Source organism: Flagellimonas yonaguniensis, from assembly GCF_029193885.1.
Taxonomy (GTDB): Bacteria; Bacteroidota; Bacteroidia; order Flavobacteriales; family Flavobacteriaceae; genus Flagellimonas; species Flagellimonas yonaguniensis.
On record NZ_JARFVB010000008.1, the window covers coordinates 17,977 to 40,125 of the forward strand.

At 42.0% G+C, this 22,149-nt stretch carries 17 protein-coding genes; 11 read left to right on the top strand and 6 right to left on the bottom strand.

The features are described from left to right. The first annotated feature begins 42 nt into the window (after positions 1-42). Genes PY092_RS13050 through PY092_RS13060 form a run of 3 tightly spaced genes read left to right on the top strand, consistent with a single transcriptional unit; the run spans position 43 to position 3,808 of the window. On the top strand, positions 43-495 hold the full coding sequence (locus PY092_RS13050; RefSeq protein ID WP_275616242.1) for a Rid family detoxifying hydrolase: 453 nt from the start codon (positions 43-45) through the stop codon (positions 493-495). Between the two features lie 47 nt (positions 496-542). Further along, the gene (locus PY092_RS13055) at positions 543-3,128 is read left to right on the top strand and encodes a T9SS type B sorting domain-containing protein (RefSeq protein WP_275616243.1); all 2,586 of its coding nucleotides are present in this window, start codon (positions 543-545) and stop codon (positions 3,126-3,128) included. Between the two features lie 47 nt (positions 3,129-3,175). Beyond that, on the top strand, positions 3,176-3,808 hold the full coding sequence (locus PY092_RS13060) for a 7-carboxy-7-deazaguanine synthase QueE (RefSeq protein WP_275616244.1): 633 nt from the start codon (positions 3,176-3,178) through the stop codon (positions 3,806-3,808). A gap of 10 nt (positions 3,809-3,818) precedes the next feature. Here PY092_RS13060 and PY092_RS13065 read toward each other — a convergent pair whose 3' ends face one another. After that, positions 3,819-4,613, bottom strand: coding sequence for a hypothetical protein (locus PY092_RS13065; RefSeq protein WP_275616245.1), 795 nt, complete (start codon positions 4,611-4,613; stop codon positions 3,819-3,821). A gap of 41 nt (positions 4,614-4,654) precedes the next feature. Beyond that, entirely contained in the window at positions 4,655-5,365 is a 711-nt protein-coding gene (locus tag PY092_RS13070; RefSeq protein WP_275616246.1) for a class I SAM-dependent methyltransferase, read from the bottom strand. A gap of 217 nt (positions 5,366-5,582) precedes the next feature. On the opposite strand from PY092_RS13070, the gene PY092_RS13075 reads away from it, so the two are divergent. Beyond that, complete coding sequence (locus PY092_RS13075) at positions 5,583-6,077, top strand: YkgJ family cysteine cluster protein (RefSeq protein WP_275616247.1); 495 nt, start codon at positions 5,583-5,585, stop codon at positions 6,075-6,077. A gap of 21 nt (positions 6,078-6,098) precedes the next feature. Next, a complete protein-coding gene (locus tag PY092_RS13080; protein WP_275616248.1) occupies positions 6,099-6,929 on the top strand; it encodes a sterol desaturase family protein in 831 nt (276 codons plus the stop codon). Here PY092_RS13080 and PY092_RS13085 read toward each other — a convergent pair. Continuing rightward, positions 6,926-8,149 carry an exo-beta-N-acetylmuramidase NamZ family protein gene (locus PY092_RS13085; RefSeq protein WP_275616249.1) on the bottom strand — a complete coding sequence of 408 codons (1,224 nt, stop codon included), beginning with the start codon at positions 8,147-8,149 and terminating at the stop codon, positions 6,926-6,928. The two genes, PY092_RS13080 and PY092_RS13085, sit on opposite strands and share 4 nt — an antisense overlap. A gap of 3 nt (positions 8,150-8,152) precedes the next feature. On the opposite strand from PY092_RS13085, the gene PY092_RS13090 reads away from it, so the two are divergent. Continuing rightward, positions 8,153-9,394 carry an ABC transporter permease gene (locus PY092_RS13090; protein WP_275616250.1) on the top strand — a complete coding sequence of 414 codons (1,242 nt, stop codon included), beginning with the start codon at positions 8,153-8,155 and terminating at the stop codon, positions 9,392-9,394. A gap of 23 nt (positions 9,395-9,417) precedes the next feature. Further along, entirely contained in the window at positions 9,418-10,194 is a 777-nt protein-coding gene (locus PY092_RS13095; protein ID WP_275616251.1) for an aldose epimerase family protein, read from the top strand. On the opposite strand, the gene PY092_RS13100 is transcribed toward PY092_RS13095, so the two are convergent. Further along, positions 10,191-11,666 carry a helix-turn-helix domain-containing protein gene (locus PY092_RS13100; protein WP_275616252.1) on the bottom strand — a complete coding sequence of 492 codons (1,476 nt, stop codon included), beginning with the start codon at positions 11,664-11,666 and terminating at the stop codon, positions 10,191-10,193. The genes PY092_RS13095 and PY092_RS13100 overlap by 4 nt on opposite strands. A 127-nt stretch (positions 11,667-11,793) precedes the next feature. Here PY092_RS13100 and aceB point away from each other — a divergent pair, with 127 nt between their 5' ends. Both aceB and aceA read left to right on the top strand, forming a co-directional pair. Next, on the top strand, positions 11,794-13,392 hold the full coding sequence (aceB, locus tag PY092_RS13105; protein WP_275616253.1) for a malate synthase A: 1,599 nt from the start codon (positions 11,794-11,796) through the stop codon (positions 13,390-13,392). Between the two features lie 82 nt (positions 13,393-13,474). After that, a complete protein-coding gene (gene aceA / locus PY092_RS13110; protein ID WP_289623250.1) occupies positions 13,475-14,755 on the top strand; it encodes an isocitrate lyase in 1,281 nt (426 codons plus the stop codon). A gap of 59 nt (positions 14,756-14,814) precedes the next feature. On the opposite strand, the gene PY092_RS13115 is transcribed toward aceA, so the two are convergent. After that, complete coding sequence (locus tag PY092_RS13115; RefSeq protein ID WP_275616254.1) at positions 14,815-16,185, bottom strand: exonuclease domain-containing protein; 1,371 nt, start codon at positions 16,183-16,185, stop codon at positions 14,815-14,817. Positions 16,186-16,610: 425 nt separating this feature from the next. Between PY092_RS13115 and PY092_RS13120 the strand changes: the two genes are divergently transcribed. Together PY092_RS13120 and PY092_RS13125 are read left to right on the top strand one after the other, a co-directional pair. Further along, a complete protein-coding gene (locus PY092_RS13120; RefSeq protein ID WP_275616255.1) occupies positions 16,611-19,544 on the top strand; it encodes a SusC/RagA family TonB-linked outer membrane protein in 2,934 nt (977 codons plus the stop codon). A 10-nt stretch (positions 19,545-19,554) separates the two neighbouring features. Beyond that, positions 19,555-21,153: a RagB/SusD family nutrient uptake outer membrane protein gene (locus PY092_RS13125; RefSeq protein WP_275616256.1), complete on the top strand. Its 1,599-nt coding sequence runs from the start codon at positions 19,555-19,557 to the stop codon at positions 21,151-21,153. Between the two features lie 102 nt (positions 21,154-21,255). On the opposite strand, the gene PY092_RS13130 is transcribed toward PY092_RS13125, so the two are convergent. After that, positions 21,256-22,098: an AraC family transcriptional regulator gene (locus PY092_RS13130; RefSeq protein ID WP_275616257.1), complete on the bottom strand. Its 843-nt coding sequence runs from the start codon at positions 22,096-22,098 to the stop codon at positions 21,256-21,258. Between the last annotated feature and the right edge of the window lie 51 nt (positions 22,099-22,149).

A 22,149-nucleotide genomic window follows, 5' to 3' on the forward strand; every position in this document is an offset into this window, starting at 1 on the left:
GATAAAAATAGGGTAATTTTAGGCAAAACTAAAAACCGGATTATGAAACCTTTTCGTTATGCGTTGTTCTTTATTATGATGATTGGGGCAATGACCACATCTTATGCTCAGGAAAGTACGGATGTTATTTTCCATAAATCGCACGAGCCCAAAAAGCAAAGTGCTCCTTATAGTGATGCCGTACAAGTGGGCAATATGTATTTTTTGGCCGGGCAAATGGGTATGGACCATACCACCCGTACCGTGGTTGATGGAGGTATTCAAAAGGAAACTGAACAAGCCATTGAAAATATTGAGGATGTTCTTGAGCAACATGGAATGACCTTGGACAATGTGGTGAAATGCACCGTGATCTTGGCCAATATTGAGGATTTCGCCGCATTCAATGAGGTTTACACCCAATATTTTACCAAGAAACCTGCCCGAACCACTTTTGCAGCCAAGGGAGTTCCTGCCAATGGTAATATAGAGATTGACGTTATCGCTGTAAAATAGGGCATTGTATTGACTTGTCGAAGATATGGAACAATGGACTTAAATAATTGGAGGCATTTTCTTGTTTTGCCATCTTCAATGATCAAGGGTTTATGGGAATGCTAAGAGGATGTTTTTTACGGTGGTTTACCGTTGAAAAAAGAAGGTTGCTCATCTTTTTGGTGTGCTTCTTTTTGTTCATTCCACTCATGGTTCGTTCACAGGTCAATATAGCTCCTGAAGTGTCAGCAGTCGGAAATCAGATCTATTGTCCGCAAACTTCAATTGCCATTGCCACTTCATTTGACATCATAGATCCTGACGATATGGAAATCGAAGCTTTTTACATCCAAATTTCCACGGGCTATCAGCGAGGGTCGGATATTTTGCGTTTGGATAACGGTCATCCCAATGTTACCACAAGCTGGAATGATCAAGAGGGGAAATTAACTATCAAAGGACCTTCTGGAGGTGCAGTAGCCTATTCGGATTTGATCGCTGCTGTGAACGATGTGGTGTTCGAGAGCACATCAGCATCGCCAACGGAAGAAAAATACTTTTCATTCACGATAGGTAGCGCCAATTATTTGCCTGAAACAGGGCATTATTATGAATATATTCCCGATTTGGGCATCCGATGGGATGATGCAGTAGTCGCTGCCGAGAGCAGAACCTTTTTTGGGCTCCAAGGCTATTTGGCCACCATAACCTCTGAAGCCGAAGCCCAACTCACAGGAGAACAGGCTGCCGGAACAGGTTGGATCGGTGGTACGGATGAAGCAAATGAAGGACAATGGAAGTGGGTGACAGGTCCTGAAGCGGGTACGGTTTTTTGGAATGGTGTCGGTAACGGAAGTACGCCAAATTTTGCTTTTTGGAACACCAACGAACCCAATGATTTGAATGATGAGGATTACGCTCATATTACTGCTCCAAGTTTGGGGATAACTGGATCATGGAACGATTTGCCCATTGTTGGTGGTGATGGAATCTATGAGCCTCAAGGTTACATTGTTGAATATGGCGGAATGCCCGGAGATCCTACGCTGACTCTTTCTGCCAGCACCAAAATCACTACGCCTAAAATATCAGATGTCGCATCAGGGACTGTTTGTGGTCCAGGAACCGTGACTTTACAGGCAAATTCAACCATAGGGGATGTTATTTGGTTCGATTCGGAAACAGGAGGAAGCCCAATTGGTTCGGGGAATACATTCCAAACGCCTTGGCTGGTGTCAAATACTACATTTTATGCCATGGCCTCCAATAATGGTTGCTTAACGGGGGAAAGAATCGCCGTGGAGGCAGAGGTAAAGCTGAAACCGGTCATCAATGAGGGTTTCACGATTACCAATTGTGATTCCGATGGTACACTTGATGGTTTTATGGATTTTGATTTGACACAATATTTGTATCTAATCAGGTCGGATTATGTGAATTTGGACATTACTTTTTATTTGTCCGAAAGTGATGCGGAAAACAATGTGAACCCACTGCCTGATACACTTTTCAATAATAGTGTCGCAAGTGAGCTTTATTTTAGGGCCGAAGGGTCAGGGGTTTATTGTTATTCTGTTGGCAAGTTGTTTCTGGATGTCAGTACTACTTCGCTGCCATCCAATTACCAATATGAGCAACAAACCTGTGATGAGGGAACTGCAGATGGAATAGCTGCATTTGATTTGGGAGAAGCAACGAATGCCGTCCTTTTGGAGTTTCCCAACAATCAAAATTTGTCCGTGTCCTTTTATCAAAATGAAGATGATGCTTACCTGAATCGCAATGCGATTACTGAAACAAGCGGTTATACCAACACAACACCTTATGCTGAAACCCTGTTTGTAAGGGTGGAAGACCAAGCTTCGGGAACCTGCTATGGGGTGGGTTCGTACGTGTTGTTCAATGTGTACCCTATTCCTTCTTTTAATATAGGGGAAGACTATATGTATTGTACAGGGCAAAGCGTTTTAGTGCGCCCGTCCACTGCAAATGGGAACCATCAATATGAATGGTATGATGAAAATGGCCAGGTAATTGGAACTGATGCGGCCATCAGAATTTCGAAACAAGGATTGTACAGTGTAGTGGCCACTTCTGAGTACGGTTGTGTCTCAGAGGCTCGATCATTTCAGGTAAACGAATCGGGACCTCCCGAGCTGCTGCCGCAGTTTGTACAAGTGGAGGATGATGGGGAAAGGGGAACAATTACGGTCATTCATCAAAATGGGGAATTAGGTCTTGGCAACTACGTTTTTTCTTTGGACGACTCCTTGAATATGCAGGAAGAAGCAGTTTTTACAAATGTGGCTCCAGGTCTACATACGTTATATGCCATGGATAGGAATGGTTGTGGACTGGATAGAATCAGTGTGGGTGTCATTGGTGTCTCCAAATTCTTCACTCCGAATAGCGACGGTATCAACGATGAGGTCAAAGTTTTAGGGGTAACAGAAGAGTTTTACGTACAGGGTGTTTTTTACATTTTTGATCGTTATGGAAGGTTACTTGCCCAAAGGGACCCCATGAAAGAGGGGTGGAACGGGGTACTCAATGGCAAGGTATTGCCACCCACCGATTATTGGTATGTTTTGGAGCTGGTGGATATCAATGGAAAGGTTCATCAGAAAAAGGGACACTTTACCCTCAAGCAATAATCGAGAAGTTGCACGGTAATGCAATTTCTTCGCACTATCTTTGCACCATGGTAGAAGAAAACGTGATGGATTTGGTGGAAAAGGGCTTGATGCTGCCCTTGATGGAAGAATTTTATACCATTCAAGGGGAAGGCTATCACAAAGGTACGGCCGCTTATTTTATAAGGGTCGGTGGATGTGATGTAGGCTGTCATTGGTGCGATGTAAAGGAAAGTTGGAATGCCGAAACGCATCCGCCCACATCCATTGATAGTATTATCGCCAATGCCGAAAAATACTCCGATACCATTGTGATTACCGGAGGGGAACCACTTACTTGGGATATGGGACCACTCACTGAAGGTCTCAAGGCCAAGGATATGACCATCCATATTGAAACTTCTGGGGCTTATCCGTTGACAGGAGTCTGGGATTGGATATGTCTATCGCCCAAAAAGAACAAGCTTCCCGTGGACGATATTTATGAAAAAGCCCACGAACTCAAGGTAATCGTATATAACAAGCACGACTTTATTTTTGCTGAGGAACAAGCAGCCAAAGTGAATGATGATTGTATTCTTTATTTACAGCCCGAATGGAGTATGCGCGACAAAATGATGCCACAAATCGTGGATTATGTGATGAAACATCCTAAATGGAAGGTTTCCCTACAAACACATAAATATTTGAATATCCCTTAAATTCCAAGGATTAACGCCCCCCATATTTCTGAAGATCCAATAGGCAATCACTATCAAAGTCTGGAACGGAAGCAAGACCTTTGGAGGTGTTTTTCTCCATCTGCTTTAAAAGAGAGGCTCCAAACTCCAATTCGGCACGCATTAAACATTGATCAGCGTTACAGTGATTATCTGCTTCTGGATCCTCATGGTCGTTCACTGATTCTGTTGATAGATTTACCAATCCAAACAAATGCCCAAATTCATGAAGAATTGTAGCCGTTTCCACTTCTTCAGTGCTAATGGAGCTATTTTCGGTCAACTCTTTTATGGTACGTTCATAAATGATCATGGAAGTATTGCGATAAACAGCCCCTAATGTCACAAGGTTTTCACCTTCTACATCACTGTCCGAAGGAGCATCGGCAAAATAAATGTGGATAGCAAGGGTACTGCCATCATTGTATTCGTCCCTATTCTCGCTTTCTAGATCGACCACTTCATCAAGGGTCAAAGTCTCTTCGTTCGGAGAGGAAAGTGCCGTGTAATTGAATTCAATGGTTTCTTTATGGGTGCGAGCCAACAAAAATTCTTCAAAATTGGCTATGGCCCCAGCGGTAGGGGCAAAACCTGTGACATAATCGATTTCGATCAAAAGTTTGTCATACGTATCGTTGGACAATATGTCTCTGGCAGATGCTCCCGTAGATAATAGGTTTCCGGCTTTTAGATTTGAGTTGGAGCCCGGAGAAGAGATGTCCGCATCCTTGGAACAACTTAGCATCAATCCAAAACTATATAGGGCAAAGAGCGCAATTTTTTTCATAACAGATTAATATCTTTTTAAACGTTCCACATCGGAATCTATTATTTTTTTAACGTGAGCTTGGCTAAATAGTCGTAATGCTCACCAGAAATTACCAGTTCGCAATTAAAACCATTGGATTCACAAGCATTTCGTAACGTATTGATATCTAAGTAAATCCAATCAAAAGGTTTGCTTTTGTGGCCTTTATATTCCATTTCAAAGGTTACTTCGCCATAATAGGCTCCGTCATCAGGAATCCAATAGCCGCCATCATCGTCTTGCTCGAACATGTAAACAATATCGCTGGAATCCAATAAAACCTGACCATTGGACTGCAATAATGAAGCCAAATGCTGTAAAAACTCACTTAAATTTTTCAGTTTGCCGGCTAATCCGACACCATTCATCAGTAATAACAGGGTGTCATATTTTTCTTCTGAGTAATCAAGGATATTGCTCAATACGGTGGATTCCATACCTCTTTTCTTGCACACGGCAATGGCGTCTTCAGAATTGTCCAAAGCTGTTACATCCAATCCTTTATTTTGAAGATAAAGGGCATGGCTTCCTGCTCCAGCACCTATATCCAATACTTTGCCGCGTGCCAATTGCAAGGCTTTCTGCTCAATTTTGGGCATTTCATCAAACGTTCGAAACAAATACGGAACAGGAATCACATCTTCTTCATCTAAAGATGAATAGGTTTTTATGTCTTCTGTGTATAGGCCGTTTTGATAATCTTTCAGGGCCATTCCAAAAACATCTGCCATAGTTTCGGTTTGTTTCTGCAAAGGTGGGACTTTAATTGTTCGGAAAGGTTTAAAATGGATAAGTTTGTTCTTGAGTTCGTACTTCGCATGAAAAATGTACGTTACCCTGAGCTTGTCCCAAGGTCTCATCAAAAAGCATCCGTTTTATTGATGATGGATACTGAAACAAGTTCAGCATGACATTTAAAGGATGCACCTTCTTATAAAAAAGTTTGTTATGGATGAAATACTCAAGGATCTACCACAAAAGGCCAGGGAGAAACATTCCGAGAACAAAAAGTTCTTCGCCAAGCTGAAAAAGCGTCCGCCAAAGGACCTTGATTATACCATGCAGGAGTTGCACGAGGCCGAATTTGAACGAACCGATTGCCTTACTTGCGCCAATTGTTGCAAAACAACGGGACCGTTGTTCACCAATGCCGATATTGAGCGGATTGCCAAACATTTTAGGATGAAGCCCTCACAATTTATTGATGGGTTTTTAAAGGTTGATGAGGAGAACGATTATGTGTTGCAGAGCGTTCCTTGTGCCTTTTTGGGAGCTGATAATTACTGCTCCATTTATGATGTTCGTCCCAAGGCTTGCCGTGAGTTTCCGCATACGGATAGAAAGAAGTTCCAGCAGATTGCCAACCTTACCATGAAAAACGTGGCGATATGTCCTGCGGCCTTCAATATTGTGGAAGAAATGAAAAAAACCATCAAGTTTTAATGATTTGCTATATTTGAGGGAATGGAACAACTGATTTCATATTTTGAGACCATTCCCTCGTGGCACCGCAGCCTGATTTTGGTGGGAGGAATCACTTTTTTCTGGGTGTTGGAGGGAATTGTGCCCCTCTTCAATGTGTCCTACAAAAAGTGGAGGCATTCGATTCCCAATTTCTTTTTAACATTGACTACCATCATTGTTAATTTCCCATTGGCTTTTTTGCTGCTTAAGTCTTCAGATTGGGCGGTCGAGAATCAATTTGGGATTATTAACTGGTTGCCCGAAATGCCTTTGTGGCTTTATGTGCTTCTTGGGGTAATGCTCTTGGATTTGGTTGGTGCCTACGCGGCACATTGGGTGGAACACAAGGTAAAACCGTTATGGATGGTTCATCTGGTCCACCATTCCGATCATAATGTGGACACGACTACGGCCAATCGCCATCACCCATTGGAAAGTTTGATCAGATATGCGTTCACTTTGGCGGGAGTTGTCATTGTTGGGGCGCCCATCGGTATCATTATGCTATATCAAAGTCTATCTGTGGTATTCTCACAATTCAACCATGCCAATATTCGTTTGCCCAAAAAAGTGGACAATGCCATCAGTTGGTTCATTGTAAGTCCCGATATGCACAAAGTGCACCATCATTATCAATTACCCTATACCGATTCCAACTATGGAAATATTTTTTCTATTTGGGATCGATTGTTCGGCACTTATATGACAATGGATCCTAAAGACATTGTATATGGAGTTGATACTTTTCCTGATGAAAAGGAGAACAGTAGCATCAAAGGGCTACTTAAACAACCTTTCCATAAATATCGGAGGCCTACGACGGAGAATTAATCATAGATTAAATACTTTGCCCTTATTTTCTTAAAGCTCTTCAAGTCATCTTGCCAAGTGGCCTTGATTTCTTCGTTGGACAATCCTTGTTCAATCTGTTTTTGGAGTAAGGGAGTGCCCGCATGTTTGGTAAATCCGCTCGTTAAAAAGAATTTGGACTTGTCCAAGGTGTTATTGTAAGCATCGATGATCCATTGCATGGTAACCTCGTCCATTCTTGGGGTTTCCGAGAGATCACGACCATAACAGGTTTTGTCTTCTTCTTTCGGGTATTTGGAACCGAAGTTGGGCTCGGGCACGTAGCTGAAATCATAGGCCGTAGTATCCATAAACGAAGCCCCATATCGTTGAAACTGGAATTCCGTACCACGTCCCGCATTTACATTGGTACCTTCAAACAACCCCAAACTCGGATACAAGGTAATCGAGGTGTCATTGGGTAAATTGGGCGAAGGACGAATGGGTAAGTGGTATTCGGATTCATGTGTGTAGTTCTCCAATTCAATAACGGTCAAATCTGCTTTGCTGCCATTTTCCAGCCAGCCTTCGCCATTTAACATTTGAGCATATTCGCCCATCGTCATCCCGTATACCAAAGGAACCGTGTTCATTCCCAGATAGCTGGTATGTTCTTTCATCATGCTGGGGCCATCCACATAATGTCCGTTGGGATTCGGTCTATCCAAAACAATGATGGGAACGTCATTTGCAGCACAAGCTTCCATTACCAATTGTAGGGACGCAATAAACGTATAAAACCGCACCCCTACATCCTGAATGTCAAAAACAACAACATCCAACTCGCTCAACTGTTCTTTTGATGGTTTTCTGTTTTTGCCGTAAAGCGAAATAATGGGCAATCCCGTTTGGGTATCCACACCATCCTTTACATGTTCTCCGGCATCTGCCGTACCTCGAAATCCGTGTTCGGGGGCAAAAACCTGTTTGATATCAACCCCTAAGGACAGTAAAGAATCCACTAAGTGGGTGTTTCCATTCTCTTTAAAAATAACACTTGTTGGGTTCGCCACTATACCTACCTTTTTTTCTTCTAGAAGAGGCAGGTAAACTCCGGTTCGGTTAGCCGCCACTTTTATGGGAGCAGACGCTTCGCTATTTGTTTGTGAAGCAGAAATGGTTTCTTTTTGTTGTCCCTTGCATGCGGAAAACATCAAAAACAACAATAAAACTGTACTTTTGAATCTAGATAAAATGGGCATTCGTTGAATTTAGAATTATTTATTGCCAAACGCCTTGTTACAGGGAAGGAACATAAAATTAGTATTTCCGCCCCGATAATAAAAATTGCCATCGCAGCGATTGCCATCGGTGTGGTAATGATGCTCATTGCAATAGCCACAGGTGTAGGTCTTAAAAACAAGATACGCGAAAAGGTGGCAGCCTTTAACGGTCATATCCAGATTTCCAGTTTCGACAACAATAACTCCGAGGTTTCCCTGATGCCGATTTCCATTGATCAGGATTTTTATCCCGAATTCCAAGATGTCGAAGGAGTAAAGCATGTGCAAGCGGTGGCCACCAAAGGTGGAATTATCCGAACAGCCGATACGTTCGAGGGGATGTTGGCCAAGGGAGTGGGCACCGATTACGATTGGAGCACTTTTGAGGAATATTTGGTCGACGGAAGAATTCCCGATTATAGGGGCGAACTTAATGAAGAGGTGCTTATTTCCAGTTTGATGGCCAATAGATTGCAGTTGAAAGTTGGTGATAGCTTCTTTTCCTTTTTTCTTCGGGATGATGATGCGTCCAAACCACCGAACAATCGTAAGTTTGAAATAGTCGGTATTTACGATAGTGGTTTTGAGGAGTTTGATGAAACCTATGTGTTCGTGGATATCCGTCATATCCAATTAATGAACCGATGGGAGGAAAATGAAGTTGGAAACTTTGAGGTGTTTCTGGATGATTTTGACCAACTTGATGAAAAGAGCAACGAAATCTATGGCAAAACCATCTCTAGTCTTGATACGCAAAATATCAAAAGCAAATACTTCCGCATTTTTGAATGGATAGGACTTTTTGATTTTAACATTGCCCTTATCATTGGTATTATGATCATTGTTGGCGGCATAAATATGATCACGGCTTTGCTGGTACTTATCTTGGAACGCACCCAAATGATCGGGATTTTAAAAGCATTGGGGTCTGCCAATTGGAGCATTCGAAAAGTATTTTTGTACAATGCTGCCTATTTGATCGCTATCGGGCTTTTTTGGGGCAACGTGATCGGTCTTGGAATCATATTTCTTCAGGGTAAATACAGAATGTTCAAGTTCCCCAATCCCGAGGAATATTACATCGATTATATTCCAGTGCACATGGATGTGCCCACCATCTTACTGTTGAATATAGGAGTGATGGTTCTTTGTTTATTGATGCTTTTGGTCCCATCATATATCATCACAAAGATTACACCGGTAAAAGCCATCCAGTTTGAATGATCAAAATAAAAATTTAGAAAAGTATGGTTCAGCTTAAAAAAAATGATAGCATTGTTCGGATTGATAAAGGGGAGTTGGTAAGCTATACGGTCCTTGGGCACGAGTTTATACACCAAAAGGGAAGTCCGGGATGGGGTAGTGCGGATACCGAAATGTTTCCGGTCATCGGGCCGGTCAATGAGGCTGGTTTTCGGGTAAAAACGCCAAAAGGCGAGGCGGTTCAGGATCAACATGGGCATTTGCGCCAAATGGATTACACAGTGGAACATCAAACAGATACTTCTGCTGTTTTTGCCAAGGAATATCAATCGGGAACTGAGGTTTACAATTCAAAATTTCCTGAAAAATCAACGGAAGAAGCCTTGTCGTGGCCCTATGATTTCAGGTTTGAGAAATCCTTTTTACTGACAGACGATAGCTTTGAAATTCGTTTTAAAGTTTCAGGAGAAGAAGGAATGCCCTTTATGTTGGGGTATCATCCCGCATTTAAATTGCACACACAATTACCAGTAATTTCAGCAAAGGACAAGGAAATCTCGTTGGATGAGGTGTTGGCCGTAGGGAGCCGAGCGCTACAAGTGGCGGATTGTACTTCAATCACACTAAAAGATGAGAAAGAAATTACCATTGAAACCGAAGGTTTTGGAAGTTTTATGTGCTGGACGGAAGTTAGGAACATGATATGTATTGAACCGATTACGTTCTATCCCTATGCAGTTGAGCAAGTCAATCTTTACCAAGGGTTTCAGCAATTGGGACAGGAAGCTGTATTCAAAGTACTTCTTAAGCCAGGTAACTAACTGAACTTTTTCTGTAGTTCGTCTACAACAGTATCTGTTTTTAAATCTTGCTGTTGTCTTAGAAGAACAGTGGGAGAGGATTGTCTTACTGGGCAATCGGGAATGTCACAGCGTTCACAGGTTACCCCCACATTATATGTTTTTAGGGCGGGGTCGTCCAAGAATCTCACCTTTTTTTTGAGCTCGTTGTTGATCAACAGTCCTAGGCTTACACTGCGGTACATGTCTTTTTTAAAAGGGTCTACGGTAGCACTGGAAAAAATCAAATACGAAAGTCCATCGCTGGGGTAGTGCGAAATCTGTACATCCATCAGGTGTTCCTTGGAACTTTTGGCAATGTCCTGCAATACCCGTATGGACACCCATCGGCGGCAATATTTTTCGTTGGTCTCGTTTCCGTGCGGAGAATGTTGATGGGTTAGGTGCAACTCTTTGGTTATTTCAAAATGGTTACTGCCTCCTCTGTGGCTCAAACGCAGGAAGAATAGATTTTCCAACTGATAATCGTTAGGGAGAATATTGGTCAAACGTTGGTACAAAGACTCTGGAGAGGCATTATAGTTGTTCTTGATGCCTGCCAAGAATGTCTTGTCGAACTTGGGTTTGGATAAAAACGAATCCATATTCTTTTTGATCAGTTCCCTTGGAATTACCAAAGCCCCTGCAAAGTAAGAAGCATAAAAATTGTTCAGTACCTGGTCAAAATTGTTGAATTTGATCCAAGTAAAGGTGTACAATCGCTCTTCGATGTTCAAATAATTATAGCCTATTTCCTTGGCATAGATAAATGCACGTTGGGCCTCATCGATATGGTCGGCCACCAAGAGCGTTTTTGTTTTTGGAATGAAAATGGAACGGAGTTTATCCAACTCTTTGTATTTGGCAAGCTCCTCATTATTTATGGTGTAACCGTATTCTTCTACCAGTATTTCCTCCAGCTCGATGGATTTGGGCGATTTTTTAAGATTTACCTGATATGCCTTGGAAAAATTCTGTACTGCTTCCTCCAATTCCGGAAAGTAATTGTTGCTTGCCTCTTGGAAGGACCTGAGAGAGGCCAAATAAAAATTCTCCTTTCCAAAATTGTAATGCTTGGCAATTTCGATGATGGTACTTATGAAAGCATTGACTTTGGTCGGGGCGTTCGAAACAATATCGATGAGGTCACTTTCCTTGATGCCAAATAGTTCCAAGGGCAACTCTTTCAATACCTTGGATTTTAAGAGTTCGCCAACTGGAGCGAGGTTCTTGTCCAATTTGAGGGATACCAGACTATCGTATGGGACTTCCAATTTATCTGCTAGAAGGGCGATTTTGTCCGTTTTTGGATATTTTTTCCCTTTTTCAATCTCATTTAAGTATGATTTTGAAAGTCCAGATAGCTTTGATAAACCAAATAGCGAAAGTTTTCTTTTGGTTCTTATCTGTTTAAGCTTCAGCCCGAATATTAATTTGATGTACTCTTCTTCCATTTTTCTCGATCAAATATAGGCTTTTTTGCGAATTTAATAAAAATAGCGAATTAATTAAAAAAAGCGAACGTTCGCTTGATTTTTTCAAACGTTTGCGTTAATCTTGTTGAACAAATTGAAATGTATTATGGAAGAAGCACTAATGACCAGTACAAAATTGCAGTTTGCAAAAGAGGTAAAGAATTATTATCCGGAACTGTTGACGGACCAAGCTTTGGAGTTTTTGATTGCATTGCACCAAAAGTTCAATAGATCAAGATTACAGTTGCTGGAAGAGAGAACTAAAAGACAAGTACAATTTGATTTGGGCAATTTTCCAAGTTTTCCATCAGAAACAGAGCAGACCAGATCCGCCAATTGGAAAGTAAAGAATATTCCCGAGGACTTGCAGGATAGAAGGGTCGAGATCACTGGACCTGTAGATCGTAAAATGGTGATCAATGCTTTGAATTCCGGTGCCAAGACATTCATGGCCGATTTTGAGGATAGCAATGCACCTTCGTGGTACAATTGTATGCAAGGGCAAATAAATCTGATCGATGCCAATAAAAGGACGATCACCTATTTTGATTCCAAAAAAGGCAAAGATTATAAATTGAACGATCAGGTCGCCGTATTGCTGGTACGACCTAGGGGACTACATTTAAATGAACGACATATTTTGATCAATGGGGAAGAGGCTTCCGGGAGTTTGGTTGATTTTGGCCTTTATGTTTTTCACAACACAGCTACGCTGCGTCGTAGAAAGTCGGCACCATACTTTTATCTCCCAAAACTGGAGCATTATTTGGAAGCTAGGTGGTGGAACGAGGTAATGACTTTTGCTGAGGAATATTTGGGAATTCCGGTGGGAACCTACAAGGCCACCGTATTGATCGAGACGATAACAGCTAGCTTTCAATTGGATGAAATTATTTACGAACTAAAGAACCATATTGTTGGTTTGAACTGTGGTAGGTGGGATTACATTTTTTCGTATATCAAAAAATTTAAAAACCATTCCGAGTATATTTTACCTGATAGGGATCAAGTAACCATGACGGTACCTTTTATGGATGCATATTCCAGATTGGTCATCCAACGATGCCACAAAAGAGGAATTCATGCAATGGGTGGAATGGCCGCTCAAATTCCGATAAACAACGACCCGATCGCCAACGAAAAAGCTTTGGAAAAGGTTAAGCTGGATAAAGAAAGGGAAGTCAAAAATGGTCATGATGGCACATGGGTCGCCCATCCGGGCCTGGTTAAAATAGCCAAGGATATTTTTGACGAGTATATGCCAGGGCCCAATCAATTGGAAAAACTTAGGGAAAACGATGTAATTACAGCAGCTGATCTACTGGTCGTTCCAACTGGAACAGTGACCGAAAAGGGCATACGAAAAAATATCTCTGTAGGAATCATGTATTTGGAATCATGGTTGAGGGGCAATGGATGTGTGGCCATAAATAATTTGATGGAAGATGCAGCTACCGCAGAAATCTCCAGAACCCAGATTTGGCAATGGTTAAAGTTCAATGTGATGCTGGATGATGGGAGAAGGTTGACCGAAGAACTATATCAATCCTTGTTGGATGAGGAGACCACAAAAATACGGCACTTGGTAGGTGAGGGAAATATGCACAATACCAAATTTGATGAAGCTACCATTCTTTTTGACAAGTTGGTAAGGACCAATGAGTTTGAAGAGTTTCTGACGACAAAGGCATACCAAGAGATTTAATCTTAAAACAATATCAATAAAAAAATCCCAAGAATGCGCGAACATTACATGGGATTCAAGTCAAATTTCGAATTATAAAATTATGGAAAAAAAGGAGAAAATTCAAGCATTGGTAACGGATTGGACCGTAAATCCAAGATGGAAAGGTGTAGAACGTCCATATACCGCAGAGGAAGTCATTAAACTTCGTGGATCTTATGAGATAGATCATTCCATTGCCAGAATGGGAGCCGAAAAGCTATGGAGCAAATTGAATGCCCAGGATTTTGTAGCCGGTTTGGGGGCCTTGACGGGTAATCAGGCTATCCAAGAAGTGGAAGCTGGGTTGGATGCCATTTATTTAAGTGGATGGCAAGTAGCTGCGGATGCAAACCTTTCTGGGGAAATGTATCCGGACCAGTCACTCTATCCTGTCAATAGTGTTCCCATGGTAGTAAAACGGATCAACAATGCTCTTTTGCGTGCGGATCAGATTCAGACCGTGAATGGAGCAACTGAAAAAAAGGATTATTTGGTGCCTATTGTTGCCGATGCCGAAGCTGGTTTCGGTGGTAACCTTAATGCTTATGAACTGATGAAGTCCATGATAGAGAATGGTGCATCTGGAGTGCACTTTGAAGATCAGTTGAGCTCGGCAAAGAAATGTGGCCACTTGGGTGGGAAAGTCTTGGTGCCAACACAGGAAGCCATCAATAAATTGATCGCGGCCAGGTTGGCGGCAGATGTAATGGGCGTGCCAACGGTCATTATAGCACGGACCGATGCCGATGCAGCAAATCTTCTGACGAGTGATATTGACCCGCGTGACCATAAGTTTTTAACGGGCGAACGCTCCCCTGAAGGGTTCTTTTATGTGAACAATGGACTGGACCAAGGGATTGACAGAGGATTGAGCTATGCACCCTTTGCAGACTTGATTTGGTTGGAGACCTCCAATCCAGATTTGGAACAGGCCAGAAAATTTGCTGAAGGAATACATAGCAAATACCCAAATAAAATGTTGGCCTATAATTGTTCGCCTTCATTCAATTGGGCGGCCAAATTAAGTGTAAAGGAAATGGAAGGTTTTAGGGAAGAGTTGGCTGCCATGGGGTACAAGTTCCAATTCATTACCCTAGCCGGGTTCCATGCCTTGAACACAAGTATGTTCGAACTTTCAAAGTCGTACAAGCAACGTGGTATGGCCGGATATTCTGAATTACAGGAGCGTGAATTTGCTTTGCAAAAGGATGGCTTCAAAGCTGTAAAACACCAAGGTTTTGTGGGAACCTCCTACTTTGATATGGTCCAGAACGTGGTCACGTCGGGAAAGGCAAGCACCATGGCCATGAAGGGCAGTACCGAAACTGAGCAATTTAAATAGTGGAATTTTTTAACCTGTAGTTATATTTCTATGAAGTGCCCCCTTTTGGGGGCATTTTTTTAGGAAATCAATATGGAGGTTCCACTATGTTTTAAAAAATATTGATTTAGAATGCTTTCTGTTTCCACGGTGTGTTTATGTCGGGTAATGAACGCCTCAATATCTTCAAGGGTGGATATTTCCATATCGGTATTGATGAATCCAAAGCCTTTATAAATACCATCTTCAATCAGTACAACGGCATTTTCACGGTCATCCCTACCTTTCTCCTTGATGATCCTAACTTTGGAGGACAACATTTTCATGTGAGCGATTGCTTCCTCGACTTTGTGGTTGTAATCGTCCACCTCTTCCTGGCCTCTACAAATTCCTTCGCAGGTATTGATTACATGATGGGAGCAAGCGGCATTGGTCTGCTGGAGATGACAATATTTGGGACAAAGTGAAAAATTTTTGCAAACCTCTTCCAAATACGCACGGCATTCGGTTTGATTATGGAACACTTTCAACGGACTTGGAGCACCTTTAATGCTATTGTAGGCCAAGTGCATAATTCCATTTCGGTCCTCGTAGGCAAAAATGGCATATTGTCTGCCTGTTCTTTTTTGGGCGCGGTTGTATGGAGGGAACAGCCTTTTTATTTCTGCGGATTCCATCAACAGGGCGACCAATTCGCTGCCTGCTAGCTTAAAGTCAATATTTGTCGTCTCCCCGCACATTTGAATCTCCTTGCGGCTCTTATCGTAAAAATGTCCCAATACCCTTTTTTTCAGGTTGATGGCCTTTCCCACATAAATGATTTCCCCTTTTTGATTCATAAAATAATAGATGCCCGGTTTTTGTGGAATCTTATCGAAGACAGATTTGGGCAAATGGGGTGGGAGGGTGGCTTCTTGGCTTCGGGCATTCAAAAACTTTTTGAATACTTGTTCCGATTCAGGTTTTCCCAAAAGCTTTTCAAATAGGAGAACTGTAGCATGGGCATCTCCGCGGGCACGGTGGCGATCCACCAAGGGTATTTCCACTGCGGAACACAATTTTCCCAAACTATAGGAACGGAGGCCGGGAATCAACTTTCGGGATAGGCGAACCGTACAGAGTTTTTTACGGGTAAAATCCATACCGATCTGTCGAAACTCCTCTTTGATCACACCATAATCAAAATTGACGGAGTGGGCCACAAAAATACAGCCCTCGGTAATGTTCAGGATGTTTTGGGCAATCTCTTGGAAAGTTGGTGCATTTTGCACCATTTGATCATCGATTCCCGTAAGTCCGGTTATAAAATAAGGTATAGGGCTTTCTGGGTTGACCAAGGTGGTAAACTCGTCCACAATCTGTGCGCCATCATATTTGAAAATAGAAATCTCGGTAATCTTGTTGCCTTTGATTCCGTTTCCAGTGGTCTCTATGTCTATAACTGTATACAATCAATTTTACTTGAAACATTAAAGTTAATGTTTTATGGAATCTTATCTAAAACCCACAAACTTTTGGAGCTGTCTTTTTAGGTCAAAAAACCAACTCTTTTTACCGGATTGAGAAATAACTATTTAATAACTATAAGTGTTGAAATTATACTTGTTGTTTCAAAATTGATAGGATTAAATCCGTTATAAAGGTAAAATCACTGTTGATTGGTTAACATAGTATCAAAAGCGGGTAATATTTCCCAATTTCTTCAAATACATAGTTTTACATTTACAAGTGTAAAATTAACGCTTCTTAATTTTTAAATCAATTTTAAGACCTATGGAGTATAAGTTTTATGTAAGCAATTAACTAAACAAATTAAAGATGTATTATGAAATTGGCTAGCTTTTTATTCAAAAAATGTCTGGGAAAAAAACAGCTCTTGTTTTCCATATTCTGCCTTTTGGTTGGACAAGCTGGGTTTTCCCAACAAACAATTTCAGGTAGCGTAACGGACGAGCAGGGTATTCCCATTGCCGGTGCGGCTGTACTGGAAAAAAACACCACTAACGGTACTGCAACCGACTTTGATGGTAATTACGAAATCAGCACTTCACAATCCGATGCGGTACTCGTATTTTCCTATTTGGGCTTTTTGGCCCAAGAGGTACCGGTTCAGGGGAATACTACGATTGATGTAGTGTTGAAAGAAGATTTGCAACAGTTGTCCGAAGTGGTTGTCATAGGATACGGAACCCAAAAACGTGCGGACGTGACCAGCTCCGTAGCAACCGTAAAATCCGAAGACTTTGTGCAAGGTAACGTAAAGGATGCTGCGCAGCTTATTCAAGGTAAGGTTGCCGGTCTGTCCGTTTCTGCACCTTCGGGCGACCCCACGGAGGGAACTCAGATTAACTTGAGGGGTACATCTTCTATACTGGGAGGCACCAATCCCTTGGTTTTGGTCGATGGTGTTCCCGGTAGTTTGAATACCGTGGCACCGGAAGATATCGAATCCATTGATGTGCTGAAAGATGGTTCGGCAACTGCCATATATGGTACCCGTGGGACTAACGGTGTTATCATTATTACGACAAAGAAAGGTACAAATGATATGAAATCGACCATTGAATACAATGGGTACGCATCGCTTTCCACGATTGCTGATCGAATGAACTTTCTGAATGCCGATGAGTTAAGACAGAAATTTGATGAGGGTTATACCTTTAATGGGGCCAACCTACAAGATTATGGTGCCAACACGGATTGGGTAGATCAAATTACCCGTGATGCATATAGCCAGGTGCACAACCTCATTTTTAGAGGAGGTAACTCTACTTCGAACATGACAGCATCCCTGAATTATAGGGATATAGAAGGGATTTTTCTGAAATCTGACAATAAAAGACATACCGCCCGGGTAAGTGTGAACCATGCCATGTTCGACAACCGATTGAAAGCAAATGTAGGTGTGATCTTGAGCGAACAAACCTACAATGCTCTTGGCGATGGTGTTAGTTTTAACCCATACATATATAGGCAGGCCATAATACGTAACCCAACCGAGCCTGTGTACAACGAAGATGGAAGCTGGTATGAGAGGGATGTGTACTTCTATGACAACCCATTGGCCTATATTGAGGAAACCATTGGTGAAAACAGGTACAGAAATACAAGGTTCGATTTTTCTTTGAGTTATGACTTTGGGGATCATGTTACGGTCAAAGGACTGTATACGCGTAAGGGAAATTCAAACATCAGAGGGTTTTACCAAACAAAGAACCACGTTTCCACCACTAAAAATGGTCAAGAAGGCTTTGCTTCAAGAGGAACGGATGATTACGTAGGCAATTACGGCCAGTTTACGGTGGATTATGACAATAGCTTTGGAAAACACAAGGTAACCGGTTTGGTGGGATATAACTACGAGGACAATACCAATGAAGGTTTTTGGGCGACCAACCGTCGTTTTCCCACAGACGGATTTACCTATAACAATATAGGCAGTGGCCAAGGGCTTCAATTAGGTGAAGCGGGAATGGGCAGTTATAAAAATTCCGATAAGTTGATTGCATTTTTCACTAGGGTAACCTACAACTATGATGATCGTTACCTTTTGATGGCAAGTATGCGCCGTGAAGGTTCTTCTAGATTTGGGGAAGACAACAAATGGGGTAATTTCCCCGGTGTTTCTTTGGGTTGGCGTGTAGACCAAGAATCTTTCGCGGATAACTGGGATTGGCTTTCCAATCTTAAATTCAGAACAGGATTCGGGGTCACTGGGATCAATGCGGGGTCCAACTATCAGTCTTTGAGTGGATTGACGTATGGTAGCTACTTTTTGAACAATGGTCAATGGGTGAGACAGTTGATACCTTCCCGTAATGCAAATCCCAACCTACGCTGGGAGAAAAAAGAAGAATTTAACCTGGGATTGGATTTTGGGGTGCTGGATGGGCGCATCAATGGTTCGGTGGATTATTACAACAGAACAACAAAGGATGCATTGTTCAATTACAGTGTGCCCACTCCTCCCTACTTTTTTGGTACAATCACGGCCAACGTTGCCCAAATAAAGAATACAGGTCTTGAATTCTTGTTGAACATCACTCCTTTTCAAACGGATGATTTTGATTGGACGGCAAACCTTACTTATTCTACCAATACCAACGAAATCGTATCACTTTCCAATGATGAGTTCCAATTGACCAACGACTTTTTTGATGAAGGCTATACAGGTGAACCTATACAGATCAGTACCCATCGTGTGCAGGAAGGGCAGCCCATCGGTAATTTTTATGGCTTAAAGAGCGTGGATATCACGGAAGATGGGATTTGGATAATAGAAAGACCGGATGGCTCACGTGTTCCTGCCACGGAGGCCACAAACGACGATAGACAGGTATTGGGCAACGGATTGCCAAAGGCCTATTATAGCTGGAACAATACAGTAAGGTACAAGAACTGGGATTTAATGGTCAACTTGAGAGGAGCTTTGGATTATCAGATATTGAACTTCTCGAGAATGTTCTACGAAAACCCAACAATCAGTTATAATACCCTGGATTCCGCTTACGATATGGTTTACGGTAAAGCGGTGTTGCAGGATGTGCAACGATTTGTGAGCCATTATGTGGAAGACGGGGATTTCCTAAAGATAGACAATGTTACCTTGGGGTATACATTGCCCAAGGATGCCATCAAGTTTGCCCAGAGTTTCCGCATTTATGCATCAGGCTTGAACTTGGCTACCATAACAGGATATAAGGGTATCGATCCAGAAGTGAACAGAAATGGTTTGTCCCCAGGTAATGACGAAAGGGATAAGTATCCTTCTACTAGGACATTTACACTAGGTATCAACTTTACATTCTAAAAAAAATATTATGAAAAATATATTGAACAAAGTGATTTCACTTAGACTAAAATTTTTAACGTTCGTAGCGAGTATATTGCTCTTGCCAGTAGCTTGTACGGATTTGGAGGAAGAAGTGTTCTCTGAAGTGACCGAATCCTCCTTTACGCCCTCGGAATCGGATATCATTTCCGTTATGGCATCGGCTTACACACCAATGCGATTTGTAATGGGGTGGCAAGGATATTTTGATGTGCAGGAAGAACCCGGCGATATGTTCGTGACTCCTACAAGGCCTAACGGTTGGGATGATGGAGGTACATACAAAAGAATGCACTTTCATGAATGGACAGAAACCCAGTGGCAACCAAGAAATACATGGATTACCTGTTTCAATGGGATCAATAGTGCCAATAGGGTAATTCTACAAGTTGAGTCGGGGGAATTACCGGTAAGTGCAGAGCAGGCATCGGCTATCATCGCGGAAATGAGGGCCTTAAGGGCATTATACTATTCCATGTTGGTGGATACCCATGGCAACGTACCCATTATAGCAAGCTATAGTGATGAGCTTCCGGTCCAGAGTTCACGTGCCGAAGTGTACAATTTTATCGTTTCTGAGCTGACAGAGGTTATGCCCAACCTTACCGAGGTTGTAGATCAATCAACCTATGGTCGTATGACCAAGTGGGCCGCCAATCATGTTTTGGCTCGGGTGTACTTAAATGCCGAAATATATACAGGAACCGCCCAATGGGACAAGGTTATCGAAGCATGTGATGAGATCATAGCTAGCGGGGCATTTGAATTGTCCTCAAATTATTCGGACATCTTCAGTACGGAGAACGAAGGAAACCCTGAAATGGTGTTCGCGATCCCTTACGACCAAATATTTGCTGGGGATTGGAATGCCCATATGAAAATGCTTTTGCCAGATCATCGATTGGTTTTTGACATGCAGGCACAACCTTGGGGAGGATCTAGCTGTAATCCGCAATTTATAGATAGTTATGATCCCAATGATAAGCGTTTGTCCGATACCTGGCTGATGGGAGATCAATTGAACGCTTCCGATGGCAGTGTGGTAATGACCTTGAGAAAAGAAATGCCCAGTATTTACGATTGTGATTTCACAGATGGCTTTAGATGTGGTAAGTATGAAATAGAATCAGGTGCCACAGGAGGACTAAGTGTTGACTTTCCGTTCCTGAGATATACAGATGTGTTAATGATGAAAGCCGAAGCACTTCTAAGGACCAATAATAGTGATGATGCGGCAACCATAGTGACACAGGTCCGTATGCGTTCCTTCGAAGACCCAGCAGAAGCAACTGTTACGGGTGCCGAACTTGAAGGCGATACAACGGTGGAATACGGAACATTGGCAGAAGACGGAACCATTGATGATCCAGGAGACCAATCTGCGGTAGCTTATGGACGCTTTTTGGATGAATTGGGATGGGAGTTTGCAGCAGAGGCAAGAAGAAGATCTGATATGATCCGATTTGGCGTGTACCAGACCAAAAGCTGGTACAACCATGCTCCAAAAGGGGAGTATACAACACTGTTCCCCATAGGTTTGGAGGAACTCAATACCAATACCAACCTAAGCCAAAACCCTGGTTATTAGATTGAACAGATAGTAAATCAAATTATTGTAATTGTTTGAGTTTGTTGTTTAGTGCATAAGCGGATGGGTTTTCCCATCCGCTTTTTTATGGATGTGGATGTCTTAGAACTGTGATTTGAACTGTGTTGGAGAGCATCCCTTCAATGCCTTGAATTTCCTGTTGAAGTTGGCAATATTGTTAAAGCCGCATTGATCGGAAATCATGGAAATGGCCAGTTCTGGATTGTTCAAAATAAGCTTGCATGCGTTTTCAATCCGTATTTCTATGAGAAACTGGAAGAAAGTCTTGTTTGTCCGTTTCTTAAAATAACGGCAAAAAGCATTTTTGCTCATATTGGCCACGTTGGCTATTTCATCCAAGCTAATGGGTTCATGATACCGATCCATGGCATATTTAAAGACATCGTTCATCCGTTTACCCTCATCGTCCGAAAAGGATTTGCGGTATACAAATGAGGATAAAGGAGTGGTTTCAGATTGTGTAATGTGGCTTATAATGATCAAAAGAGTTGCTATCTGCTCAATACTGTTCTGTGTTTTTAATTTATTGAACTCTTCAATGATGACTTCGGTATTGGAAACGACCCGCATCCCAAGTTCGGATTTTTTAAAGAAATCTTTTGTGTTGGAAAGGTCGGAAATGCCGAAGAATTCCTTGCCAAATGAGTTAATGTCAAAAAAAAGGGTGTGCATCAGTGATTTTGGGGTAAAAGAAGCATCGCTCTTAAAAGCATGCGGTACATATCCTCCTATGACCAAGATATCCCCTTCTTTAAAATCACTAATGGAATCGCCTACGATTAGGGAACCGGAGCCTTTTGCGATATAACTGATCTGGATTTCCGCATGTTGGTGCAGTTGATCATAAAAAACACGCTCATTGTCCACTTGGTAGACCAAGGCCTCATCTTCAGGTTTCGGTATTTTGAACGGTAGTACTTTCATTTTTTTATACGAATATCATCATAAAAAGCACCTGAATCAATATTTGGGGTA